The organism is Neisseria sp. 74A18, from assembly GCF_001308005.1.
GTDB lineage: Bacteria > Pseudomonadota > Gammaproteobacteria > Burkholderiales > Neisseriaceae > Neisseria > Neisseria dumasiana.
The window spans coordinates 43,362-67,447 of the sequence record NZ_LGZA01000003.1; the positions used below are offsets into that span (position 1 = coordinate 43,362).

Genomic DNA, 24,086 nt, shown 5'->3' on the forward strand with positions numbered 1-24,086 from the left:
TACAGCTGCTCTAGTGTCGGATTTGTGATGCCGTCTGAAACGGACTGATTCAGACGGCCATGCTTATGGCAACATCTTTGCCCGAATGCCTGCTAACTTGAATATTCTTAATTATTCATCTTCCAAAATATTATAAAAACTTCGTTTTTTGATACCTTCCGCACCGTAGTTATGTCTGCACCCACATTTTCCGAACGCCTCGTCCGCTGGCAGAAAGCACACGGCCGCCATCACTTGCCGTGGCAGGTACGCCATCCTTATAACGTATGGCTTTCGGAAATCATGCTGCAACAAACGCAGGTGGCCACCGTTTTAGACTACTATCCCCGCTTTGTCGCCCGGTTTCCCACCGTTCGCAGCCTTGCTGAGGCTGGTCAAGACGAAGTGTTGAGTTTGTGGGCGGGTTTGGGTTATTACAGCCGCGCCCGCAACCTGCATAAAGCCGCCAAACAAGTGGTAAACGATTTTGGTGGTGAATTTCCCGAAAGCCGCGAGGGCTTGGAAAAACTGTGCGGCGTAGGCCGGAGCACCGCTGCCGCCATCGCCGCATTTGCTTTTCTGCAACGCGAAACCATCTTAGACGGCAATGTGAAGCGCGTTTTGTGCCGCGTGTTTGCCCGCGACGGCAACCCGTCCGATAAAAAATTCGAACAAGAATTATGGGATTTGGCCGAAAGCCTGCTGCCGCACTCAAGCGAAGCCATGCCGGCTTACACGCAAGGCTTAATGGATTTGGGCGCAACCGTGTGTAAGCGCACCAAACCCTTATGTACACAATGTCCGATGGAAGATATCTGCGAAGCCAAAGCCCAAAACCGCATTGCCGAACTGCCGCGAAAAAAATCCCCGCCGAAGGTTCACACCCTGCCGCTGTATTGGCTGGTGTTGCGCAATCCGAACGGCGAAGTGTGGTTGGAAAAACGCCCGCCAAAAGGCATTTGGGGCGGCTTATATTGCGTTCCCTGTTTTGAAACGCTTGAGGATATGTACCGTTATGCCGAAAAGTTTACAGACTGTTCAGACGACCTTAACGAAGCATTGCCCCTTACCCACCGACTTACCCACCGATTATTGCTGATTACCCCTTTTACCGCCGTTGCCTGTTCCCACAGGCCGTCTGAAAACCGTTCAGACGGCCTGTGGGTTGCCGAGCAGGATTTACCCGATTACGGCTTGCCCAAACCGTTGGAAAATTATTTTTCCAAGCCTGCTTTGTACTGAATACCGAAGAATTAAAGTGCTCGGCGAAACGGGAAAAGATTTGAATCGGGAAAAGATTTGAATAATGTGATACAGATGTCAGGTTGTGTTGTTATTTATAGTCAACTAAATTACTTTTCGCCACGGTGTTGCTACGCCTCGGCTCAAAGAGAACCACTGCGTAGCCGTACAACCGGCAACAGAATCGGTTGCATACAGCCTCTACTGTCTGAGGCTTGATGTCTTGAATTAAAAATAATCTGATTGATTTCGGCTTACTTCAGCCGTATATTTTCGTGTGCTTAAATTGTTCGGTTGTGTATTTTATTTATCAAAAAAGAAAACAATGTGTGCTTTTTTTGAGATTTTTATTTTCACAAAAGAAAATTTTAAGTAAGCCGTTTTTTCAAAACGCCCGAAAAGGCTTGACGGCGATTTGCCAGCAACACCGTTTGCTGATAGGATTTCGTATTAAGTAATGTATATTCAAACGCAGTTTTTTACTCTGTTTAAATATCGATAAAGCATTAATATACTAATATTTTATTAGTGCTTTGAATATTAAGAAGTATGTATTGCTGGTATCTTGGCCGGCGGCTGCAAAGCGCAAACACCGGGCAAGTTTCATAAACGAAAATGGAAAGGCCGTCTGAACCGGCCGATTCTGAAACTCAACAGAAGGGATAGATATGTCGACCCAAATCCAAGACGCTGATCCGATTGAAACCCAGGAATGGCTGGACGCGTTAAGCTCAGTATTGGAAACAGAAGGCGAAAGCCGTGCCCACTTCCTGCTGGAACAATTGGTGAAATACACCCGCCGCCGCGGCGTTCACATGCCGTTTGATGCAACCACCGCTTATTTGAACACCATTCCGGTAGGCAAAGAGCAAAAATCGCCGGGCAATCATGAATTGGAGCACCGCATCCGTTCGATTATCCGCTGGAACGCTGCCGCCATGGTATTGCGCGCAGGTAAAAAAGACTTGGAATTGGGCGGCCATATCGCTTCTTTCCAATCTGCCGCTACCCTGTATGATGTCGGCTTCAACCATTTCTGGAAAGCCAAAGGCGACGGCGAAGAGGGCGATATGGTATTTATCCAAGGCCACTCAGCCCCCGGTATTTATGCCCGTGCTTTCGTTGAAGGCCGTTTGACTGAAGAGCAACTCGACAACTTCCGCCAAGAAGTAGACGGCAAAGGCCTGTCTTCCTATCCCCACCCCCATCTGATGCCCGATTTCTGGCAGTTCCCCACCGTATCTATGGGTTTGGGCCCGCTGATGGCCATCTACCAAGCCCGTTTCCTGAAATATCTCGAATCACGCGGCTTGAGCAAAACCAAAGGCCGCAAAGTATGGGTATTCTGCGGCGACGGCGAGATGGACGAGCCCGAAAGCCAAGGTGCGATTTCTTTGGCCGCCCGCGAAGGTTTGGACAACCTGATTTTCGTGATCAACTGTAACTTGCAGCGTTTGGACGGCCCGGTACGCGGCAACGGCAAAATCATTCAAGAGCTGGAAGGCAACTTCCGCGGCGCAGGTTGGAACGTATTGAAAGTGATTTGGGGCAGCCGCTGGGATGCGCTGTTGGCACGCGATACCGACAATGCACTGAAACAACGCATGAACGAATGCTTGGACGGCGACTACCAAACCTACAAATCCAAAGACGGCGCCTATGTGCGCGAGCACTTCTTCAACACGCCCGAATTGAAAGCCATGGTAGCCAATATGTCCGACGCCGAAATTTGGGCGTTGAACCGAGGCGGCCACGACCCGCATAAAGTATATGCAGCCTATTACGAAGCCACCCATAATGCCAACGGCCGTCCGACCGTGATTTTGGCCAAAACCATTAAAGGTTACGGTATGGGTTCTGCCGGCGAAGGTCAAAACGTTGCCCACCAAGCCAAAAAAATGGATGTGGAGTCACTCAAAAAATTCCGTACCCGTTTCGGCATTCCGGTAAGCGACGAGCAAATCGAAAGCGGCGATCTGCCTTACTACCGCTTCCCCGAAGACAGCGAAGAAATGAAATACCTGCGCGAACGCCGCAACGCTTTGGGCGGATACCTGCCGCAACGCAACCCCAACAACGAAGCATTGCCCGTGCCCGAACTGAGTGCTTTTGACGCACAGCTGCAAACCAGCGGCGACCGCGAGTTCTCCACCACCATGGCATTCGTGCGTATCCTTTCTACCTTGCTGAAAGACAAACAAATCGGCAAACGCATCGTACCTATCGTACCCGACGAAAGCCGCACCTTCGGTATGGAAGGCATGTTCCGCCAATACGGTATTTGGAACCCGAAAGGCCAGCAATACACCCCGCAAGATAAAGACCAGCTGATGTTCTATAAAGAATCTACCGACGGTCAGATGTTGCAGGAAGGTATTAACGAGCCGGGCGCGATGGCCGACTGGATTGCCGCCGCAACCAGCTATGCCAACAACCGTTACGCCATGATTCCGTTCTACATTTACTACTCAATGTTCGGTTTCCAACGCGTAGGTGATTTGGCTTGGGCAGCGGGCGACATGCACGCACGCGGCTTCTTGGTAGGCGGTACCGCAGGCCGCACCACGCTGAACGGCGAAGGTTTGCAGCACGAAGACGGCCACAGCCATGTTCAGGCCGATTTGATTCCGAATTGCCTGTCTTACGACCCGACTTTCCAATATGAGTTGGCCGTGATTATCCAAGACGGTTTGCGCCGCATGTATGTGGAACAAGAAGACGTGTTCTACTACCTGACCGTGATGAACGAAAACTACGCACATCCTGCCATGCCGCAACGCAAAGGCATCGAAGAAGAAATTCTGAAAGGTATGTATTTGTTCCGCGAAGGTGCGAAGAGCGACAAGAAAGTACAATTGATGGGTTCGGGCGTGATTTTGAACGAAGTCATCAAAGCCGCCGATATGCTGAAAGCCGATTTCGGCGTAGAAGCCGACGTTTGGGCCGTACCGTCGTTCAATATGCTCTACCGCGATGCCATCGAAGTGGAACGCTACAACCGTCTGCACCCGATGGAAGAAAACAAATTGCCGTTTGTAGCCCAACAGTTGCAAGGCCATGAAGGCCCCGTGGTTGCTTCTACCGACTACATCCGCAATTTCGCCGACCGCATCCGCGCCCACATCCCCAACGATTACCACGTTTTGGGTACCGACGGCTTCGGTCGCAGCGATTCGCGCGCCAACCTGCGCGATTTCTTCGAGGTAGACAGCCGCCACGTTGTCGTTACCGCCCTGAACGCATTGGCCGAGCAAGGCAAAATTGAAAAAGTGGTGGTTCAGCAAGCCATCGAAAAATACGGCATCAAAACCGATACCGCGCCGAGCTGGAAGCGTTAATAATATTTTCAGACGGCCTCGAAACGATAGAGGCCGTCTGAAAGATACTTTTCGCTTTGCAAATAGATTTTAGTTTTAAACAAAACAACATGCCGCAGCAGTTGGTTGTTGCGGTTGTTAAAGGAAAAAACGATGAGTCAAATCGTAGAAATCAAAGTGCCCGATATCGGCGGCCATGACAATGTAGATGTGATTGCCGTTGAAGTGAAAGCGGGCGATACCATCGCAATCGACGATACCCTGATTACGTTGGAAACCGATAAAGCCACTATGGACGTACCTGCCGATGCGGCCGGTGTGGTGAAAGAAGTTAAAGTAAACGTGGGCGACAAGGTTTCCGAAGGCAGCGTGATTGTGCTGGTAGAGGCAGCCGGTGCGGCAGCAGAAGCAGCCCCTGCTGCAGAAGCCGCTCCTGCCGCCGCAGAAAAACAGGCCGAACAGGCTCCCGCCCCCGAGCAAACCGCACCCGCAGCCGCACCGGCCGCAGGCGGTGCAACCGTTAAAGTGGAAGTGCCCGATATCGGCGGCCACGACAATGTGGACGTGATTGCCGTAGAAATCAAAGTGGGCGATACCGTATCGGAAGACGATACCCTGATTACTTTGGAAACCGACAAAGCCACTATGGATGTGCCCAGCACCGCTGCCGGCGTAGTGAAAGCCGTGTATGTGAAAGTGGGCGACAAAGTTTCGCAAGGTACGCAAATTATCGAAGTGGAAACCGCAGGCGGTGCCGCTGCCGCTCCTGCCGCAGCTCCCGCACAAGAAGCGCCTAAAGCCGCTGCACCTGCGCCGCAAGCCGCTCCGGCTCCTGCCGCGCCTAAAGCCGCTGCCGCTCCGGTTGCCGCATTCGGCAACACGCCGGTAAACGAAGCGGCATTTGCCAAAGCCCATGCCGGCCCGTCTGCACGCAAACTGGCGCGCGAGTTGGGCGTGGATTTGAGCTTAGTTAAAGGTACGGGCTTGAAAGGCCGTATCGTCGGCGAAGACATCAAAGCCTTCGTGAAAGCCGCCATGCAAGGCGGTGCGGGCAAAGCTGCGCCTGCTGCTGCAACCGCTTCATTGGGCGGCGGTTTGGACTTGCTGCCGTGGCCGAAAGTCGATTTCAGCAAGTTCGGCGAAATCGAAGTCAAAGAACTTTCCCGCATTAAGAAAATTTCCGGTCAAAACCTGTCGCGCAACTGGGTGGTTATCCCGCACGTTACCGTGAACGACGAAGCCGATATGACCGAGCTGGAAGAGTTCCGTAAAACTCTGAACAAAGAATGGGAGCGCGAAGGTGTGAAACTGTCGCCATTGGCGTTCATTATCAAAGCTTCCGTAACCGCATTGAAAGCCTTCCCCGAGTTCAATTCTTCTCTCGACGGCGAAACCCTGATTCTGAAGAAATACTACAACATCGGTTTTGCCGCCGACACGCCCAACGGCTTGGTTGTGCCGGTAATCAAAGACGTGGACAAAAAAGGCTTGAAAGAAATTTCCCAAGAGCTGACCGAATTGAGCAAAAAAGCCCGCGAAGGCAAACTCAAGCCCAACGAAATGCAAGGCGCCTGCTTTACTATTTCCAGCTTGGGCGGTATCGGCGGTACAAGCTTTACGCCGATTGTGAACGCACCCGAAGTAGCCATTTTGGGCGTGTGCAAATCACAAATGAAACCGGTATGGAACGGCTCGGCCTTTGAACCGCGCCTGATGTGCCCGTTGAGCCTGTCGTTCGACCACCGCGTGATCGACGGTGCGGCTGGTATGCGCTTTACCGTGTATCTGGCGAACCTGTTGAAAGACTTCCGCCGCGTAGTGCTGTAAGGCTTTTCAGACGGCCTTTGGCAATCAGAGGCCGTCTGAAACAAGATTTAATGAAAGCAGTATGTATAAAGCTGCTTTACTGAAAGGTTTAACAATGAGCTTGATTGAACTCAAGGTTCCCGATATCGGCGGCCACGAAAACGTGGACATCATCGCCGTGGAAATCAAAGCAGGCGATACCGTGGCGCTTGAAGATACGTTGGTTACTTTGGAAACCGACAAAGCAACTATGGACGTGCCCGCCGAAGCTGCCGGCGTGGTTAAAGAAGTAAAAGTCAAAGTGGGCGACAAAATTTCCGAAGGCGGCGTGATTGCCGTGATTGAAGTCGCCGGTGCCGCAGCCGAAGCGCCGAAAGCCGAAGCAGCCCCTGCGCCCGTGAAAGAAGAAGCGCCCAAAGCGGCTGCGCCTGCACCGCAAGCCGCCCAATTCAGCGGTTCTGCCGATGCCGAATACGACGTAGTGGTGTTGGGCGGCGGCCCGGGCGGTTACTCTGCCGCTTTTGCCGCAGCAGATGAAGGTTTGAAAGTGGCTATTGTCGAACGCTACGCTACTTTGGGCGGTGTGTGTCTGAACGTGGGCTGTATTCCTTCCAAAGCCTTGCTGCACAACGCCGCTGTGATTGACGAAGTGCGTCATTTGGCTGAGAACGGCATCAAATATCCCGAGCCTGAGCTGGATATCGACATGCTGCGCGCTTACAAAGAAAAAGTGATCGGCAAGCTGACCGGCGGTTTGGCCGGTATGGCTAAAATGCGTAAAGTGGATGTTATCCGCGGTAACGGCCAGTTTGTCGGCCCGAACCACATGGAAGTGGCCTTGACTTCCGGCGAAGGCAAAGAAGAAACCGGCGAGAAGAAAACCGTTGCATTCAAAAACGCCATCATCGCAGCGGGCAGCCGCGTGGTGAACCTGCCGTTTATTCCTGAAGACCCGCGCATCATCGACTCTACCGGTGCGCTGGCCTTGAAAGAAGTGCCGGGCAAAATGCTGATTATCGGCGGCGGTATTATCGGTTTGGAAATGGGTACGGTGTACAGCACGCTGGGTACGCGCTTGGACGTTGTGGAAATGATGGACGGCTTGATGCAGGGTGCCGACCGTGATTTGGTTAAAGTGTGGCAAAAGCAAAACGAATACCGTTTCGACAATATTATGGTCAACACCAAAACCGTTGCCGTTGAGCCGAAAGAAGACGGTATTTACGTTACTTTTGAAGGTGCCAACGCGCCCAAAGAGCCGCAACGCTACGATACCGTATTGGTTGCCGCAGGCCGTGCGCCCAACGGTAAGCTGATCGGTGCCGAAAAAGCCGGTGTTGCCGTAACCGACCGCGGCTTTATCGAAGTGGACAAGCAGCAGCGCACCAACGTGCCGCATATTTACGCCATCGGCGATATCGTCGGCCAGCCCATGTTGGCGCATAAAGCCGTGCATGAAGGCCATGTTGCCGCTGAAAACTGTGCAGGCCACAAAGCCTATTTCGATGCCCGTGTGATTCCGGGTGTAGCCTACACCGCGCCCGAAGTGGCTTGGGTGGGTGTAACCGAAACTTCTGCCAAAGAGCACGGCATTAAAATCACTAAAGCCAATTTCCCATGGGCGGCTTCAGGCCGTGCGATTGCGAACGGTTGCGATCAGGGCTTTACCAAGCTGATTTTTGATGCCGAAAGCGGCAAAATTATTGGTGGCGGTATTGTCGGCCCCAATGGCGGCGATATGATCGGCGAAATCTGTTTGGCCATCGAAATGGGTTGTGATGCTACCGACATCGGTAAAACCATTCATCCGCATCCGACTTTGGGCGAAACCATCGGCTTGGCAGCCGAAGTGGCTTTAGGTACATGTACCGACCTGCCGCCTCAACGTAAGAAATAATCCGTTTTAGTCGGATAATCATTAGGCCGTCTGAAAGTTTTTCAGACGGCCTTTTTGCGCTGTTGAGTTTTTAAGAATAATCAAACAAATCCGGCTGCTTATGCTCGCTGGTAACGCGCACATCGGTTTCACCGTCGGCAAACATAATGTGCAGTTTCTGACCCTGCTTCAAAGCATGGGCGCTGCGGATAACCTGCCCGCGGCTGTTTTTAACCACGCTGAAACCGCGTTCCAAAATGTGTTGCGGCGACACGGCTTCGAGCAGCGCGGCCTGTTTTTCAAGACGCTGGCGGTACAGCGCAAACAAAGACAAACGGCTTTGCCGTAAGGCCGTCTGAAAACGAGCCACGTCGCGTTGTGCCGCAGATATATCGGGGCGCAGATGAATCAGGCTTTGTTGCCGGCGGGCAAGCTGCTGGATGTTGAAACGGTGGTTGTTGTGCATGGAAAAGCGCAGCGACTGCTGCAAGGCGGCAAGCTGGCCGCGCTGTTCGTTCAATTTGTGTTGCGGGTGGCGGATTTGGCGGGCGAACCAATCCACTTTTTGGCTGGCATCGTAATAACGCTGCTCCAATGCCGTTTTCAGACGGCCTTGTGCCTGTGCGAGCTTATGCAGCGATTCCAAGCGGTTGGGGCTGACCAGTTCCGCCGCACCCGTGGGCGTGGGTGCGCGCACGTCGGCGACAAAATCCGCCAGCGTGAAATCGGTTTCATGCCCGACACCGCTGACCACGGGGATTTCACACGCTTCAATCGCCCGCACCACAGGCTCTTCGTTAAACGCCCACAAGTCTTCGATGCTACCGCCGCCGCGGCACACGATTAATACATCTGCTTCGGCACGCGCAGAGGCCGTCTGAATCGCTTGGGCGATCTGCAATTCACTGCCCGCACCTTGCACGGCGGTCGGGTACACAATCACGGGGATTTCCGGCGCGCGGCGTTTCAATGTGCTGACCACGTCGCGCAAAGCCGCCGCCGCAAGGCTGGTTACGATGCCGATGGTGCGCGGATGGGCGGGCAGCGGTTTTTTGCGTTCCGCCGCAAACACACCTTCGGCATGCAGTTGGGCTTTCAGCTTTTCATAGGCTTCGTAAAGCTGCCCCAAACCTTTCAGGCGCACTTCGTTTACGGTGATTTGAAACTCGCCGCGCGCTTCGTAAATGCTGATTTTGCCGGTAAGCTCGATGTGGTCGCCTTCTTTCAGCGGTGCGGTCAATTTAGCTGCCGTGCTTTTAAACATGGCGCAGCGCACTTGGGCGCGGCTGTCTTTGAGCGAAAAATAGTAATGCCCGCTGGCGGCGCGGGTAAGGTTGGATACTTCGCCCGCTATCCACAGCCCGAACAGGTTGTCTTCCAGCAGGCTTCTGGCTAAGGCGTTGAGTTCGGAAACGGAAATGGCGGCAGGAGCGAAAAGTTCGGACATGGTTCGGCCAAAGGGTTTTAAAAGGCGGAATTATAAAGGTTGAAAGCCGAGTAGGGGATATTTTGAGTATTGGCAGGGTCTTATAGCAAAGAAGTTTATTTGCCGTGCCCGATAGCCGGGTATGGATGCGGCGGATGGGTTGTCTGGCCTGTTTTCTCATCCGATGTTAAGATGGATGGCATAAAACATCATAAAAACATGCTCTTCGGTTTTTGAGAGGGCATAACGTCTTACCCGCACAACGTTCTGTTTATCCACAATATGAAAGAAAGGTTGTGTATGTCTGCAAAAGAAAATCCTCCTGTTAAACGCCCGCCTTATTTTTTATGGACTGCGCTCTTGGTTGGGCTGATGGCGGTAACGGCGGTAGTCAAACCCGCTTTGCTGACCAATACGGTTGCCGATGTCGGTAAGTTTTTTTATTTGAAATTCGATTGGCTGATTATGTGGCTGCCGCTGCTTGCCTGCGCGGTGGGTTTGTCGGTGGCTTTGTCGCCTAGATTCGGCAATATCCGTTTGGGCGGCAAGGATGCGGAGCCGGAGTATTCGTTTTTTTCATGGATGAATATGCTGTTTACTGCGGGCATCGGTGTGGGGATTGTATTTTTCGGGCCGATTGAGGCGTTATGGCATTATTTTCATTCACCCATCGGTGTGAAAATGGAGGGGCTGACCGATTCGCAACAGGTGGAAAATGCCATGAGTTTGGCACTGCATGTGTGGGGCATTCCCGCATGGTCGCTGTATATGATTGCGGGCTTGGTTATGGCTTATTTCACCTATCAGCATAAAACCGAATGCACGCCCGCCGCGCCGTTGCAATATGCGTTCAAACATAAAAAATGGGCGGTGCCGCTGGGCATGGTTGTAACTGCGATGGCAATCTTGGCTATTGCCATGTCGGTGTCTTCTTCGATTGCGATGGCTACGGCACAGATTGCTTCGGGGCTGGGCATCATCACGGGAGAATCGTTTAATAACATCGGCTGGAAAACGCTGATATTGGTGGTATTGGCGTCGCTCTATACTTTGGGCGCGGTGCTGCCGATTAACAAAGGCATGAAATTTCTCGGCGACTGGACGGTTTATCTGTCGATCGTGCTGCTGCTGTTTGTGTTTTTGGTTGGGCCTACCCATTATTTTTTAAGCACAATGGTGGTTTCTATCGGCAATATCCTCACCAAAACCGTGCATCATTCTTTTCAGCTTTATATGTTTCATAACCGTGATTGGATGGTGTGGTATCCGATGGCATATTGGGTGTGGTGGGTTACTTGGGCGCCGTTCGTAGGGGTGTTTTTGGCCAAAATTTCAAAAGGACGCACGTTGCGCCAGTTTGTGTTTGCCTCTGTGATGGTGCCGGCAGGGTTTATTGTGATTTGGTTTTCGGTGTTTTCGGGCTTCAGTTTGCTCGATACGGTTGAAGGCTCGGGGCGTTTGGCCGAAATCGGCAACAAGGGCGATTATGAGGGTGCGTTTTATTATCTGCTCAATATGCTGCCGCTGTCTGATTTTACCAAGCCGCTAACCGTGATTCTGTTTCTCGGTTTTATCGTAACAACGGTAACGAGTGCGGCGATTTCGTTGGGCATTATGACCAGCAACGACGGTCGCAGCGAGAATAAATTCCGCGCGGTGGTGTGGAGTATTTTTGCCACCCTTATCGGCTATGCGGTGATTGTTACCGGCAAAATTGAGGGAATTAAAGCCGTGGGTTCTTTTGCCGGTTTTCCGTTTGTGTTTGTGATGTATTTGTGGTTTGCGGCTTTATGGCGGCAGTTGAACCGCGATGTGCCGCACCGTTTCAAAGATTATTCGGAAAAGGAATAAAGCGATGAAAAAAGAAATTCTGTATTGGAATCAAAGCCCGCACGATAATATGGTAGAAACGGTCATGATGCTGCTTACCGTATTGTTTCTGTGCTATGTGGTGAAATTGGCGTTTTTTGATAAAGACGAATAATGAAAGCCGGGTAATATGAATCATGCCGTCTGAAAGCATACTTTCAGACGGCATGATTGACTATATAACATCTTTAAAGTTTAACGGTATGGTGGTGTTGGCGCGCAATGGGCCGCTTCTTTTTGGTTTGGGCAATGTTGGAATAAATGGCCCAAGCGGCCAATCCTGCGTAGCCCAAGGTGGAAAGAATGCCGATAACGGCAAAGATAGGCATAAGACGTTCGATCATGGCTTCTCCGAGTAAATAAATGTTTATTTATGTGATAGTTTGTAGTTTTATTTTTAGTCAGAAAGAATAAAAACCGTGCTTTTTATTTTATCAATATTCTGTTATTAAAAAATGTTAATGTCAATTTAACTTGATAAATTTATTCTGATGGTTCCTTTATTGTTGTAAAAAAATGTAATTAATAAGTTAAGAATCTATGATGCCTCTGCAAGACCATCGGGTGCGGATGCCGTTTAAGGCGTGGCACAGAGAGTGCAGGCATATCAGACAGATAAGCAAACGGGCGGGCAGTGCGCAATGCAGAAATGCGCCGCATAGGGGGTTTTGCAAAGGTCTCTTTATGTATTTTCGAGATATGGCGCGGCTATAAATGCCATTGAAGATGGTCGATTGCCCCGCTGATGGCCTGCGCGTACAATCCCTTTCCATGAAAAAAACATGCTTCCATTGCGGGCTGGATGTGCCCGAAAACATTTCTCTGCCGGTGGTTTACGAAGGCGAATCACACGATACCTGTTGCGCCGGTTGTCAGGCCGTGGCGCAAAGCATTATCGATGCAGGGCTGGGCAATTATTACAAGCAGCGCACGGCCGATGCGCAACAAGCTGCTCTGCCTCCTCAAGAAATTCTCGACCGTCTCAAACTTTACGATATGCCGGAGGTGCAGGCAGGATTTGTAGAAACGGGAGCAGACGGCGCAAGCGAAGCCGTGTTGATGCTCGGCGGCATTACCTGTGCCGCCTGCGTATGGTTGATCGAGCAGCAGCTGCTGCGCACCGAGGGCATAGTGCGCGCCGATTTGAATTACAGCACCCGCCGCGTGCGCGTTGTTTGGCATAACGACAAAGTTTCGCTTTCCGACATTCTTTTGCTGATTCAAAAAACCGGTTATACCGCCGTGCCTTACGATGCACGGAAAATGGAAGAACAGATGCAGGCCGAGCGCAAACAGGCGTTGATACGGTTGGCGGTTGCCGGGCTTTCGATGATGCAGACGATGATGTTTGCCGTGCCCACCTATCTTTACGGCAATGAAATCGAACCGCTGTATTTAAGCGTGCTGCATTGGGGGGCGTTTTTAATGGTGTTGCCCGCCATGTTTTATTCTGCCGTACCGTTTTACAAGGGTTTTTGGCGCGATATCAAAAACCGCCGCACCGGTATGGATACGCCGGTGGCGGTTGCCATTTCGCTCACTTTTGCGGCAGGTGTGTATGCTTTGTTCACCAATGCGGGGCAGGGCATGTATTTCGAATCGGTGGCGATGTTTGTGTTTTTTCTGCTGGCCGGGCGGTATATGGAGCAGATTGCACGGCGTAAAGCCGGCGATGCGGCGGAGCGGCTCGTAAAGCTTGTGCCGGCGTTTTGCCACAAATTGCCGAATTACCCTGAAAACGATGCCGCTGAAGAAGCGGCGGTAGTGCAGTTGAAAACCGGCGATATCGTGGCAGTTTATCCGGGCGAAGTGATTCCGGTGGACGGCACGGTGTTGGCGGGCGAAAGTGAAGTTAACGAAGCCATGCTCACCGGCGAAAGCCTGCCCGTGTTCAAGCAGCAAGGCGGACAAGTAACCGCAGGCACTTTAAATACACGCAGCCCGTTGGTTATCCGCACCGGTCAGGTGGGCGGCGACACCCGTTTGTCGCATATTGTAAAACTGCTCGACCGGGCATTGGCACAAAAACCGCGTTTGGCTGAAATGGCCGACAAATACGCCTCTACCTTTGTTTCCGGCCTGCTGATAGCCGCGATACCCGTTTTTATCGGGTGGACGGTTTACGCAGGGCCGTTTCAGGCATTATGGATTACCGTTTCACTTTTGGTGATAACCTGCCCGTGTGCGCTGTCGTTGGCTACCCCTACTGCATTGGCTGCTTCTACGGGCATGCTTGCTTCAGACGGTATCTTAATCAGCGGCAGCAGAAGCTTGGAAACCTTGTCGCAAATAGACGATGTGGTGTTCGATAAAACCGGCACGCTTACCAAAGGCGAGCTTACCGTTACGCAAGCCATAGCTTTAGGCCGTCTGAACACGGAAGAGGCGGCCTCCGTTGCCAAAGTGTTGGAAAGCCAATCCGAACATCCGATTGCCCAAGCTATTGTGCGCTATGCCGAACAAACAAACGGCAACAGTGCGGCCATACAGATTGGGCAGCGTGTAAACCATATCGGCAAAGGCGTGAGTGCCGCCATAACGCTTCACGGCGAAACCCAAATCTGGGCATTGGGAACCGCCGATTTCGTGGCAGGCATTTCCGGCACCTTGCCGCCTGAGCATTCCATACAACACAGCGGCAGCATGGTTTATCTCGGTAACGAGCAAGGTTTTCAGACGGCCTTTTTGCTGGCAGACGAAATCAAAGAAGGTGTAGCCGAAATGCTTGCCGCCTTGAAAAAACAAGGTATGCGCCTGCACTTGCTCAGCGGCGACAGAACCGCCGCGGTGGCACATATCGCCGCCGCTTTAGGTTTGGATGCCTACCGTGCCGAGGCTCTGCCGGAAGACAAATTGGCCTATGTCGAAACCCTGCAAAGACAGCAGCGCAAAGTGTTGATGGTAGGGGACGGCATCAACGATGCACCCGTATTGGCGCAGGCCGATGTATCGGTTGCCGTAGCGGGCGGGGCCGACGTGGCCAGAGAAGGAGCAGACGTTATTTTGCTCAACGACGATATGCGCGTACTGCCGCATACCATCAACCAAGCGCGCCGCACGCGTGCGGTTATCCGGCAAAATCTGATATGGGCCAGCGTGTACAACCTGATTGTGATACCTTTGGCCGTGTTCGGATACGTTACCCCGTGGATTGCCGCACTAGGCATGAGTTTCAGCTCTTTAATCGTGGCGGCCAATGCGTTGAGGCTGTTGAAGAAAAGGCCGTCTGAAACTGAATGGCAGTCGGTAAAATAGGGATATTCGCTTGGATGCTGTAAAAAAGAGAAAAAACAGAAGATTGTTTGTATCAGAAATGTGCCGGAATGCGGCAAGATGATGAAGACAATATTATGAAAACAATGATGAATGGTGGTGGAGGCGGGGGGAATTGAACCCCCGTCCGAAAGTCCTCTACAAAGCGTTCTACATACTTAGTCTTGCCAACTTAAAATCTCGTTCCCATTCCGCCGACAGACAGGCTGTTTGGAAACCAGTTACCTTAAATCTTATTTTCTGCCAAGTAACCCGACAGAAAACCAGTCAATGTAAGATGACGTTGCGGTAGCTTGCGCTACACAGCCCATTGACCAACTGCTGCAACGGCAGGCCTTAAGCGGCCAGTGCGTAAGTTTCGTCGTTTGCGACTATTTTCGTTCAGTGTTTTACGGGAATCTGAGACCCCGGTATGCCCGCATCTGCTTCGCAACCCCCGTCGAAACCAAGATCGCCCCCAGATAGGAATAGGCCATTATACGCCGGTTGTGCACAAATTGCCAATGAATGTATAAATACACAGGCCGTATGAATGGTATGCAGAAGCCGTTCAGACGGCCTTATCGGTTATAATGGCCGTCTGAAAACCATTTTACACACACCACACTATGTATGATGTCAACACCCACGATGTGCGCCGTTTTTTCGCACAAGTTTGGCAGCAGCGCATGCTGCCTCTGCAATTAGACGCGTTGCAACAAAAGGCACTGAGAATTATCGAGGCACACCCCGAATACCATCACTATTTGGAGCGCATCGAGGACCATCTCGACAAAACTTGGACACCCGAAGCAGGTGAAACCAATCCGTTTCTGCATATGTCGTTACACCTTTCGATACAGGAACAGGCGGCGATTGACCAGCCGCCGGGCATTCGTGCGATTCATGAAAAACTGTGCGGCAAATATAACGGCGATTGGGTAAAAGCCGAACACGATATGGCCGATGCGCTGGCCGAAACCGTATGGGAAGCCCAGCGTTTCGGCCGGGGTTTGGATGTGAATGCCTATATGACGCGGTTGCGGAAGCTGGTGGGTTTGGGGCAGGAAGACAATGCCCGTATCAATCCGCATGAAGTAGGGGTGTCCGACAAAATCAGCGGTCGGGAATAAGCGGCTGTTGTTTGAATAAGAATTCCGTTGGGCAGCCTGTTCCCAACCTTTGGCATAAACCGTATAACGATTGCCGACATCTCACATATCTTGCGCCGTTCTGCTAAAATATACGCCAAATCAACAATATTTTCAGACGGCCTAACCATGAAAAAGGCCGTCTGAAAGCTTTCAGGCAGAACACATCATCATGAACGACAAACCCGAAGTTACCCCAATCGACCGCCCCGTGCTGAACCCGCCTGGCGGCGAAAAAAAAGTGCTGCTGCATTCCTGCTGTGCCCCCTGTTCCGGCGAAGTGATGGAAGCCATGCTCGCCAGCGGCATTGATTTCACTATCTTTTTCTACAATCCCAATATCCATCCGAAAAAAGAATACGAAATCCGCAAAAACGAAAACATCGCATTTGCCGAAAAACACAATATTCCTTTTATCGATGCGGATTACGATGTGGACAACTGGTTCGAGCGCGCTAAAGGCATGGAAATGGACCCCGAGCGCGGCCGCCGCTGCACCATGTGTTTCGACATGCGTTTCGAGCGTGCCGCCCTTTATGCCCACGAACACGGCTTTCCCGTACTCACCAGCTCTCTGGGCATTTCGCGCTGGAAAAACATGAACCAAATCAACGATTGCGGCCACCGCGCCGTTGCACCTTACGATGACGTGGTGTATTGGGATTTCAATTGGCGCAAAGGCGGCGGCAGCGCGCGCATGATCGAAATCAGCAAGCGCGAACATTTTTACCAACAGGAATACTGCGGTTGCGCTTATTCGCTGCGCGATACCAACCACCACCGCAAATCGCAAGGCCGCCCGCCGATTAAAATCGGTGTGAAATACTACGGCGACGAAGAAAACTGACGACACGTCCCATGCAGATATGAGGCCGTCTGAATATTTCAGACGGCCTCCTGCGGAACAGGAAGCCCGAAACCTGTGTAAAACGCCATCTGCGGCGTATTTTGCTTAGTGCCGCCTCAACGGCTTACACCATCGTTCTCTTTGAGCTAAGGCACGGCAACGCTGTAGCCGTAGTAGCAGTAGTAAAAGTTAAGTTGATTGACTGTATACGCCTTGAACTTGCACTCACATCAAGGAAGCAAAAGTAAAGTTTCAGCTTGCTGTTTTGCAGACAGGGAGAATGTAGAGATGACCCGGATATATGATTTTACGGTGAAAAACGCACAAGGCGGCAATGTGTCTATGCGTAACTACGCCGGTAAAGTGCTGTTGATTGTCAACACGGCAACCCAATGCGGCCTAACGCCCCAATACAAAGGCTTGCAGGCTTTGCATGAACGCTATGCCGAGCGCGGTTTGGTTATTCTTGATTTTCCATGCAACCAGTTCCGCGGGCAGGCACCGGAGAGCAGCGCAGAAATCGCACAGATATGCGAAACCCGTTTCGGAACGCAGTTTGCGGTGTTTGATAAAATCGATGTGAACGGCAGCACGGCTCATCCGCTTTACGTTTACCTGAAAGAACAGCAACCGGGCGACAGCGGCGGCAGTTGGTTGAAAAATACGCTGTTTACATTGCTTTCCCGAAATGTCAGGCAGCACAGCAGCGATATTCAATGGAATTTCACCAAGTTTTTAGTAGACAGAGAGGGTAGGGTGGTCGGCCGTTTTTCGCCTGCCGCAACACCGCAAGAGTGCGGTGAAGCCATAGAGCGTTTGTTGTAAAACAGCGCGGATAGGAAAGGAAACGTAATGGAACAGCGAGAGTTGGGAACCTCGGGTATCAAAGTAAGCAAAATCTGTTTGGGCACGATGACTTGGGGAGAGCAAAATACCGAGGCCGAAGCACACGCCCAGCTTGATTATGCTTTGGCTAACGGCGTGAACTTCATCGATACGGCAGAAATGTATCCCGTGCCGCCGTGCAAAGAAACCTATACCCGCACCGAGCAATATATCGGCAGCTGGATCAAACAGCGCGGCCGGCGTGATGATTTTGTATTGGCCAGCAAAATTGCCGGCCCCACCGGCGCCAACAATCTCGACAGCTACATCCGCGGTGGAAATGATTTTTCCCGCGCTCAGATTTTTGAAGCCTGCGAGGCCAGCCTTAAGCGTTTGAATACCGATTATCTCGACTTGTACCAACTGCATTGGCCGGAGCGCAAAGTGAATTTTTTCGGCAGACTGGGCGTATCGTCGGTTCATCAAGGTGAAACGTTTACCCCTTTTGAAGAAGTGGCCGATGCTTTGGGCGAATTGGTCAAACAAGGCAAAATTCGGGCGTTCGGTTTGTCAAACGAAACGCCGTGGGGAACCATGCGTTATTTGAATCAGCATGAGCGTAACCCCGAGTTGCCGCGTGTGGCTTCGATACAAAATCCCTATAATCTGCTTAACCGCAGTTACGAAGTGGGCATGAGTGAAATTTCGTTGCGCGAACAGGTGCCGCTGCTGGCCTATTCGCCGCTGGCTTTCGGCGTGCTGACCGGCAAATACCGCCACGGCGCTTTGCCCGAAGGCAGCCGATTGGCGCTGTTTGAGCGATTCAAACGCTACACCAAACCGCAAGGTTTCGCAGCGGTGGAGCGTTATGCCGAAATTGCCGAGCAGGCAGGTTTGAGCCTGACGGCGATGTCGCTGGCGTTTGTGAACAGCCGCGAATTTCTCGCCAGCAACATCATCGGTGCAACAAACTTGGCGCAACTGAGTGAAAACATTGCCAGTGCCGAAGTAGAGCTATCGCCGGACGTGCTCGCCGCCATCGACCAAGTGCACGCCGAAATCAGCAATCCCTGCCCTTAACGGTTGGGATTCAACGGCAAAAAAACCGTAACAGACAGGCAAACCGGCGGGAGCGCACCAAAGTAGAAATGCGCCGCAGGCAGTATCTGAAACACTCGTGAGGCCGTCTGAAAAGGTTGATGCCATGCCTGCCCCGTATATTTGCCCGTACGTGAAGCAGGTAAACACGCCGGCCGGTAAACGGTTGGCAGCCAATCAACATATTTTTAATACAAGGCAGCAAGCCGCAGGCAGTACGGGTAATACGAAACCGATTCTGTGGCCGCTTTGGCGGCTTACACCCTTGACCTCTTTGAGCTAAGGCGCAGCAACGCCGTAGTAAAAGTTAATTTGATTGGCTATACAATGCCGTTTTAATATCTTATTGCAGTACCCTACAGGAACGTATTCCATGAAAATCAGCACCCAGTTTGATGCCGGTTCCGTAACCGTAACCGACCTGAGCGACCCTTCCAATATCCGTCTCAATCTGCGCCCCGACAACGCATCCGATTTCGCCCAATGGTTTTATTTCCGTTTGCAGGGCGCGGCCTACCAAAATTGCGTGATGCACTTTGAAAACGCCGCATCGTCTGCTTACCCCGACGGCTGGCAGGATTATCAGGCTGTGGCTTCTTACGACCGCAGCAACTGGTTCCGCGTACCTTCCCGCTATGAAAACGGTGTGTTTACCATCGAACACACGCCGTTGGCCAACAGCGTTTATTACGCCTATTTCGAGCCGTATTCGCACGAACAGCATCTGAATCTGCTCGGCGACGCACAAGGCAGCGGCCTGTGCCAGATCGACGACTTGGGCAGCACCGTACAAGGGCGCGACATCAATCTGCTTACCATCGGCAACCAAGTGGCCAGCGACCTGAAAGTATGGATCATCGCCCGCCAGCACCCCGGCGAAACCATGGCCGAATGGTTTATCGAAGGCTTGCTCGGCCGCCTGCTTGATCCGCAAGACCCTACCGCACGCGCTTTGCTCGACCGCGCCACCTTTTATATCGTGCCCAATATGAACCCCGACGGCTCGGTGTTAGGCAACCTGCGTACCAACGCCGCCGGAGCCAATCTCAATCGCGAATGGCTGGAGCCGACTGTGGAACGCAGCCCCGAAGTGTATTATGTGCGCGAAAAAATGCGCGAAACCGGCGTGGATTTGTTTTTAGACATTCACGGCGACGAAGCCATTCCGTTTGTGTTTGTGGCCGGCACCGAAGGCGTGCCTTCTTATGATGAGCGTATTGCCGCGCTGGAAACGCAGTTCAAAACGGCTTTTGCCGCCGCCAGCCCCGATTTCCAAGACGAACACGGTTACGACAAAGACGCCCCCGGCCAAGCCAACTTAAGCATGGCCACCGCATGGGTGGGCGAAAACTTCCACTGCTTGGCCTACACGCTGGAGATGCCGTTTAAAGACAACGACAACCTGCCCGACGACGATTTCGGCTGGAACGGCCAACGTTCGCTGCGTTTGGGCGAAGCGGTTTTATCGGCCGTGTTGAACGTGTTACCCGATTTGCGTTAAAACGTGAAAAGAACGGTTGTACCGGCTTTACGCATTCTCGTGCCGACCGACCGATTATCCGGTGAAAAGGCCGTCTGAAAAGTTTTCAGACGGCCTTTATATCACGGCCATGAAACCGTTTGAAAAACACGTTATACTTGATTTTATTTTGCTGTTATATCACAGGATATTGAGGAAAGCACCATGCCTGACCAAAACCGTTTACTCTGCCGCGAACTGAGCCTGCTCCAGTTTAACCGCCGTGTGTTGGCACAGGCGCAGGACACGCGGGTTCCGTTGTTGGAGCGTTTGCGTTTTCTGTGCATCGTTTCATCCAATTTAGATGAATTTTTTGAAGTGCGCATGGCCTATCTCAAGCGCGAACACAAACAGAATCCCAATCTGATTCTCGACAGCGGCAGAACGCCTGCCGAAACCATCGAACTCACCACCCAAGCGGCGCGGGAGCTGATTCGCGAGCAATACGCGCTGTTTAACGACGAGCTGCAACCTGCCTTGAGCAAAGAAGGCATTCATTTTTACCGCCGCCGCAACTGGACGGCCGAACAGCGTGCTTGGATTGAAGATTATTTCGACCGCGAGTTGCTGCAAGTGCTTACCCCCATCGGTTTGGACCCTTCCCATCCGTTTCCCCGTCCGCTCAATAAGTCATTGAACTTTGCTGTGGAATTAGAGGGCAACGACGCTTTCGGCCGCGCATCGGGCATGGCGATTGTTCAAGCGCCGCGCATTTTGCCGCGCGTGCTCAAGCTGCCGTCTGAAATCTGTAACGGCGACGACGGCTTTGTGTTTTTATCATCGATTCTTCACGAATATGTAGGCAAACTGTTCCCGGGCATGGAAGTGCGCGGCTGCCATCAATTCCGCGTAACGCGCGACAGCGATCTGACGGTTGACGAAGAAGACCTGCAAAACCTGCGCACCGCGATTCAGAGCGAACTGCAAGACAGACACTACGGCGACGGCGTGCGTTTGGAAGTGGCGGAAACCTGTCCGAAACATATTTACGAATTTTTGCTCGGCCATTTCGATTTGGATATTTCCGACCTGTATCAAGTTAAAGGGCCGGTTAATCTGGTGCGTCTGATGTCGGTGCCGGATATGGTGGACCGCCCCGATTTAAAGTTCCGCCCCCATCGGGCGGGGGTTCCTAAATATCTGGCTAAAGGCAAATCGATTATCGAAGCCGCCGCCGCTGCTCCGATTTTGCTGCATCATCCTTACCAGTCGTTCGAGCCGGTGGTGCGCTTTATTCAGGAAGCGGCAACCGATCCCGATGTTGTGGCCATTAAGATGACGATTTACCGCACAGGTACCGATTCCGAATTGGTTAAAGCCCTGCTGCGGGCTGCCGAGGCAGGCAAAATTGTGACGGTAGTGGTTGAGCTGATGGCGCGTTTCGACGAAGCGAACAACGTCAGCTGGGCGCAAAAACTCGAAAATGCCGGCGCACATGTGGTGTACGGCGTATTCGGTTATAAAGTTCACGCCAAAATGGCGTTGGTGATCCGTCGTGAAGAAGGGGTACTCAAACGCTATGCGCATTTGGGCACGGGTAACTACCATCAAGGCACATCGCGTATTTATACCGACTTCGGCCTGATTACCGCCGATGAAGATATTACTGCCGACGTTAACACGCTGTTTTTGGAAATCACCGGTTTGGGGCAGCCCGGACGCTTGAATAAGCTGTATCAAAGCCCGTTTACCCTGCACCCTATGGTGTTGGAGAGCATCGAGCGCGAAAAACGCAACGCCGAGGCCGGCAGGCCGGCGTGGATCATCGCCAAGATGAACTCGTTGATCGAACCGGGTGTGATCGAAGCCTTGTATGCCGCCAGCGCAGCGGGCGTGCAGATCGATCTGATTGTGCGCGGTATGTGCGCGTTGCGCCCCGAAGTGCCGGGGTTGTCCGACAATATCCGCGTGCGCTCGATTATCGGCCCGCAGCTCGAACATGCGCGCGTGTATTATTTCTTCAACGACGGCGAAGAAAACACTTATATTTCGAGTGCCGACTGGATGGCGCGCAATTTCTTCCGCCGCATTGAAACCTGTACGCCCATCGAAGAGCCCGCACTCAAAGCGCGCGTGATCCGCGAAGGCTTGAGCTTGGCCTTGAAAGACAGCCGCCAAGCTTGGCTGATGCGGCCGGACGGCAGTTATGTACGGGCGCAGCCGGAAGAGGGGCAGGCCGAATCCAACCTGCAGGAACAGTTGTGGTCGGAGTATGGTGTGTAAGATAGTACAAAATCTGAATGAACAAAGGCTGCTTGAAAATCTTTTTGAAAAAGTATTCATGTTATGAAGTTTTATCTTACAGATCTGTATCGGGCACAATCACAGGCTGAACTGCGCCAAAGAATGGAAAATGCAGTAAATGTATTCCATTTCGCAGTATGGCCGTGGCAGCAAGAGAGAGTTCCCGATACTGCTGCTTATCGGGCTGCGATTGAGGCGGTATTTGAACATTTTATTCGGCCTGAACGTGATATGTTGCGTGAGCAGAGCCGTTTGTATTATGAGAATAGAAAAGCAGAACATGAAATCAACCATGATCCTCGCAGCGTCAGGCAGATCAGAGAGAGGCTGATTCGGGAAGCGGAAAGAGAGCAGGTGCGTCTGTCACTTACCTTGAATATTGAGGAGGCGCATCCTGCCGAGTTGGATAATGACTTTTTATGCCCATTCGAAGAGTTGAAATTTTCTGCTACTGATGAAAATCAATGGTTTAAAAAATTGTTTTACCATTTTTGTAATCCTCCTTACGGATTGCACGGACTAACAAGAGAAGAAGAAATAGTGCTGTGGCAAGATTTTTGTGTTTTGGTAGGATTAATTAAAGCTGACAAACCTATTGTTACCGATTGGATACAACATCAGGTATCCGACAGAAATCTTGTAACTCATCCGTTCAGTAATTATTTTGATGACGGACTGGATTGGTGGGGCGTATGGTGTTTGACAGTATTTAATCCGAAAAATAAAACGCTTGCAGTTATTGTGGCCAGTGCTTCGGATTAAAATGAACAAAAGGCCGTCTGAAATTTTTATTTTTTCAGACGGCCTTATTTTATATGTCATATAAGCGGTATCACTAATAAACTTTAATGTATCTCTCTTGTTATAATGCAGACAATTTTTGATTAATGAAACGGAGTGCCTGATGCACACTTGGCACGAAGCCATCGGTTCGGAAAAAGAACAGCCGTATTTCCGGCATATTCTGAACAGCGTTAAAACCGAGCGTGAAGCCGGGCAAGTGGTTTATCCGCCTGCTTCCGATGTGTTCAATGCGTTTAAAGCGACGGAGTTCGATCAGGTAAAAGTGGTGATTTTGGGGCAAGATCCTTACCACGGCGCGGGGCAGGCGCACGGGTTGGCGTTTTCGGTGCGGCCGGATATTGCCGTTCCGCCGTCGTTGGTAAACATCTATAAAGAATTGGCAAACGATATTGCCGGTTTCCAAATTCCGCGCCACGGTTTTCTGCAACATTGGGCGGAGCAGGGCGTGCTGCTGCTGAACACGGTGCTGACCGTGCGTGCAGGGCAGGCGCATTCGCATGCTTCTTTGGGTTGGGAGCAGTTTACCGACCGCGTGATCGCGCAGTTAAACGAGCACCGCGAGCATATCGTGTTTCTTTTATGGGGCAGCCATGCGCAGAAAAAAGGTGCGTTTATCGACCGCAGCCGCCATTTGGTGCTGACTTCGCCGCATCCTTCGCCTTTGTCGGCGCACCGCGGCTTTTTCGGCTGCCGCCATTTCTCGCAAGCCAACTGTTACTTGCAAGAGCACGGCGAAACGCCGATAGACTGGCAGGTATAGCCAAAACAGATGAGGCCGTCTGAACGTTTCAGACGGCCTCGATGCGGCATGATGAAGCCGTTGATATGATA

The 24,086-nt window shown here is 51.8% G+C and carries 17 protein-coding genes and 1 other RNA gene; 15 read left to right on the top strand and 3 right to left on the bottom strand.

The window, feature by feature from the left end:
* The first annotated feature begins 171 nt into the window (after positions 1 to 171).
* The 4 genes from mutY (at position 172) to lpdA (ending at position 8,241) form a co-directional block, all read left to right on the top strand.
* Entirely contained in the window at positions 172 to 1,221 is a 1,050-nt protein-coding gene (mutY, locus tag AKG43_RS01930; RefSeq protein ID WP_054598894.1) for an A/G-specific adenine glycosylase, read from the top strand.
* A gap of 668 nt (positions 1,222 to 1,889) precedes the next feature.
* On the top strand, positions 1,890 to 4,559 hold the full coding sequence (gene aceE / locus AKG43_RS01935; protein ID WP_054598895.1) for a pyruvate dehydrogenase (acetyl-transferring), homodimeric type: 2,670 nt from the start codon (positions 1,890 to 1,892) through the stop codon (positions 4,557 to 4,559).
* A 132-nt stretch (positions 4,560 to 4,691) separates the two neighbouring features.
* Entirely contained in the window at positions 4,692 to 6,365 is a 1,674-nt protein-coding gene (gene aceF, locus AKG43_RS01940) for a dihydrolipoyllysine-residue acetyltransferase (protein ID WP_054598896.1), read from the top strand.
* Between the two features lie 94 nt (positions 6,366 to 6,459).
* Complete coding sequence (gene lpdA, locus AKG43_RS01945) at positions 6,460 to 8,241, top strand: dihydrolipoyl dehydrogenase (RefSeq protein ID WP_054598965.1); 1,782 nt, start codon at positions 6,460 to 6,462, stop codon at positions 8,239 to 8,241.
* Between the two features lie 70 nt (positions 8,242 to 8,311).
* Here lpdA and xseA read toward each other — a convergent pair whose 3' ends face one another.
* A complete protein-coding gene (gene xseA, locus AKG43_RS01950) occupies positions 8,312 to 9,667 on the bottom strand; it encodes an exodeoxyribonuclease VII large subunit (RefSeq protein WP_054598897.1) in 1,356 nt (451 codons plus the stop codon).
* A gap of 279 nt (positions 9,668 to 9,946) precedes the next feature.
* Here xseA and AKG43_RS01955 point away from each other — a divergent pair, with 279 nt between their 5' ends.
* Together AKG43_RS01955 and AKG43_RS13505 are read left to right on the top strand one after the other, a co-directional pair.
* On the top strand, positions 9,947 to 11,497 hold the full coding sequence (locus AKG43_RS01955; protein ID WP_054598898.1) for a BCCT family transporter: 1,551 nt from the start codon (positions 9,947 to 9,949) through the stop codon (positions 11,495 to 11,497).
* Positions 11,498 to 11,501: 4 nt separating this feature from the next.
* Complete coding sequence (locus AKG43_RS13505; RefSeq protein WP_255351168.1) at positions 11,502 to 11,630, top strand: hypothetical protein; 129 nt, start codon at positions 11,502 to 11,504, stop codon at positions 11,628 to 11,630.
* A gap of 73 nt (positions 11,631 to 11,703) precedes the next feature.
* Here the strand turns inward: AKG43_RS13505 and AKG43_RS12935 are convergent, their stop codons facing one another.
* Entirely contained in the window at positions 11,704 to 11,859 is a 156-nt protein-coding gene (locus AKG43_RS12935) for a hypothetical protein (protein WP_197273104.1), read from the bottom strand.
* 427 nt (positions 11,860 to 12,286) lie between these two features.
* Between AKG43_RS12935 and AKG43_RS01960 the strand changes: the two genes are divergently transcribed.
* On the top strand, positions 12,287 to 14,770 hold the full coding sequence (locus AKG43_RS01960) for a heavy metal translocating P-type ATPase (protein ID WP_054598966.1): 2,484 nt from the start codon (positions 12,287 to 12,289) through the stop codon (positions 14,768 to 14,770).
* A 115-nt stretch (positions 14,771 to 14,885) separates the two neighbouring features.
* Here the strand turns inward: AKG43_RS01960 and ssrA are convergent.
* Positions 14,886 to 15,247, bottom strand: a transfer-messenger RNA (tmRNA) gene (gene ssrA / locus AKG43_RS12025).
* A gap of 149 nt (positions 15,248 to 15,396) precedes the next feature.
* On the opposite strand from ssrA, the gene AKG43_RS01965 reads away from it, so the two are divergent.
* From AKG43_RS01965 to ung, 8 genes are all read left to right on the top strand, one after another.
* Positions 15,397 to 15,900 (top strand): DUF1841 family protein, encoded by a 504-nt coding sequence (locus AKG43_RS01965; protein WP_054598899.1) that lies wholly within the window; start codon positions 15,397 to 15,399, stop codon positions 15,898 to 15,900.
* Positions 15,901 to 16,090: 190 nt separating this feature from the next.
* Complete coding sequence (locus tag AKG43_RS01970) at positions 16,091 to 16,765, top strand: epoxyqueuosine reductase QueH (RefSeq protein WP_054598900.1); 675 nt, start codon at positions 16,091 to 16,093, stop codon at positions 16,763 to 16,765.
* 288 nt (positions 16,766 to 17,053) lie between these two features.
* Positions 17,054 to 17,590: a glutathione peroxidase gene (locus AKG43_RS01975; protein WP_054598901.1), complete on the top strand. Its 537-nt coding sequence runs from the start codon at positions 17,054 to 17,056 to the stop codon at positions 17,588 to 17,590.
* Between the two features lie 27 nt (positions 17,591 to 17,617).
* Positions 17,618 to 18,670 (top strand): NADP(H)-dependent aldo-keto reductase, encoded by a 1,053-nt coding sequence (locus tag AKG43_RS01980; protein ID WP_054598902.1) that lies wholly within the window; start codon positions 17,618 to 17,620, stop codon positions 18,668 to 18,670.
* 391 nt (positions 18,671 to 19,061) lie between these two features.
* Positions 19,062 to 20,189 carry a M14-type cytosolic carboxypeptidase gene (locus AKG43_RS01985; protein WP_054598903.1) on the top strand — a complete coding sequence of 376 codons (1,128 nt, stop codon included), beginning with the start codon at positions 19,062 to 19,064 and terminating at the stop codon, positions 20,187 to 20,189.
* A 168-nt stretch (positions 20,190 to 20,357) separates the two neighbouring features.
* Complete coding sequence (gene ppk1, locus AKG43_RS01990) at positions 20,358 to 22,430, top strand: polyphosphate kinase 1 (protein ID WP_255351170.1); 2,073 nt, start codon at positions 20,358 to 20,360, stop codon at positions 22,428 to 22,430.
* Positions 22,431 to 22,493: 63 nt separating this feature from the next.
* Positions 22,494 to 23,213: a hypothetical protein gene (locus tag AKG43_RS01995; protein ID WP_054598905.1), complete on the top strand. Its 720-nt coding sequence runs from the start codon at positions 22,494 to 22,496 to the stop codon at positions 23,211 to 23,213.
* 142 nt (positions 23,214 to 23,355) lie between these two features.
* Positions 23,356 to 24,015 carry a uracil-DNA glycosylase gene (gene ung / locus AKG43_RS02000; RefSeq protein WP_054598906.1) on the top strand — a complete coding sequence of 220 codons (660 nt, stop codon included), beginning with the start codon at positions 23,356 to 23,358 and terminating at the stop codon, positions 24,013 to 24,015.
* The last annotated feature ends 71 nt before the right edge of the window (positions 24,016 to 24,086 follow it).